The sequence below is a fragment of the Peribacillus sp. P4_C12 genome (assembly GCF_056402095.1).
Window position 1 is genome coordinate 1 of record NZ_JBFUIB010000693.1, and the last position, 1,628, is coordinate 1,628.

General features: G+C 33.2%; 1 protein-coding gene. It reads right to left on the reverse strand.

The window, feature by feature from the left end; genetic code table 11:
- Positions 1 to 687 precede the first annotated feature (687 nt).
- Complete coding sequence (locus AC1DUW_RS28075) at positions 688 to 864, reverse strand: homing endonuclease associated repeat-containing protein (RefSeq protein WP_162878869.1); 177 nt, start codon at positions 862 to 864, stop codon at positions 688 to 690.
- Positions 865 to 1,628 lie beyond the last annotated feature (764 nt).

Sequence of the window (1,628 nt, forward strand, 5' to 3'; positions counted from 1 at the left end):
GTACTATTGAAGGCGTAAGCAGTTTTTTTATTGGAAATTTAAAGCGATTTTTAAGTGAACAGCCGTTACATGGATTGGTAGATCGGAAACGCGGATATTAACTAGAAGCATGAATAAACCGCTTTGAATCAATTCATTCAAAACGGTTTATTCATGTCGTCTATTATCTCTTCAGATATTCCTTTTGTTAAACAACCGTTGAGAAAGACTTCTAGGACAATGTTAAAAACTTCACTTGCTTTGAATTCACTACCATAGAAATAATCAGACTCAAATGGGCTAAATTTTGATAGCAGTTATACTGTACGCTAAGTATTATTCGACAATGAAAATGATGAATTTCCGTACGCTAAGGCATTTCCATAAAGGCACTTTGATTTTGAAATGCCTTTTGGCACTAATTTCCATACCGGATTAAGCTTATCTTGAACAGTACCATAAACGAACGTTATTGGTACTTTGTTGTTATACCAAGGATTCAACGCTTAGCGTACATTTTAGCCAAAAAGATGGTGGGACCCCTTATAGAAGTTTGGTCAACATTACCAACGTCTTTCTAAAATCCACAAAAACTCCCTTTTCTACTCAGGTAGCTTCTGGGGTTGGATCCAACACATTTGTAACTTTTACATAAGCGAAATGATTATCCCCCAATTTGGAAAATAAATGTTTACGTATCGTTTATGGTTAAGATCCAATGCTATGTTCTACTGCATTATCCCAACTGGGAAAATAATACAATGCATTTTTCATTAACTCTGGATCTGACTTCTTTACCTCTTTCTTCCGAGGTGGCTTCCCTTCTTTTTCTACTAATTCAGAAATTTGATTCACGACTTCTTCAACACTCATACTTACTTCCATTTGTATCCTCCTTCTCGAGATTTAGTTATATATATATTTTTTCCTATTCAAGAAAAATAATACATTTTTTCTATCTGAACTGCCCAGTTCGAAACGCAGGCGTCATTGGATTTACAAAATCGATTGCTCTTGAACTTGGGCAATATGGCATTACTGCTAACTGTATTGCCCCATAAATTAAAGTAAAAGTGAAATTTCTTTAACTCGTACGATTGAAACAAATGGCTAAAGCAAAAACTGAAGCTAGTACTAGCAATGATGAAATGGATACAATCGATATTTTGCCTGAATATAAGAAAGCACACTCTAAAAGAATATACAAGCCATGCCCCGACTAGTAATGATCTTGGTTTATAAAAGTGTTTGATCATTTATCAATACACTATGTGTTATGAAACTAAAGCCGTCCTTTAGCATAAGAAAAGAATCTTAACAAAAATGTTTAATCAATCTTTATCTTAGATCAATAGCATTTTTAATTTTTTCATATTTCGACAGCGTTTTCATTTGTTGTCCTTTATACTTTTAATTTGATAGAGAAATGATCAAGAGATATTAAAGTGGATTAAACAAGTGCTAGTTTCATAATGAATACATTATTTCTATATTGGTTTAGTTGCTTAAGGAAAAGACAATCTATCAGTTTACTAAACATCAGAACTCAATTAAGTTTGGCGGAGGGATATGAGTGAGGGAAAACATCGGAGTACAGCAGATTGAAAATTATGTTAAATTAGAAGATAAAGTTTTGGTAAAGATGGTTC

Excerpts from the sequence above, each read along its gene's own strand:
- AC1DUW_RS28075 (WP_162878869.1), bottom strand. The coding sequence starts at position 864 with ATGGAAGTAAGTATGAGTGTTGAAGAAGTCGTGAATCAAATTTCTGAA.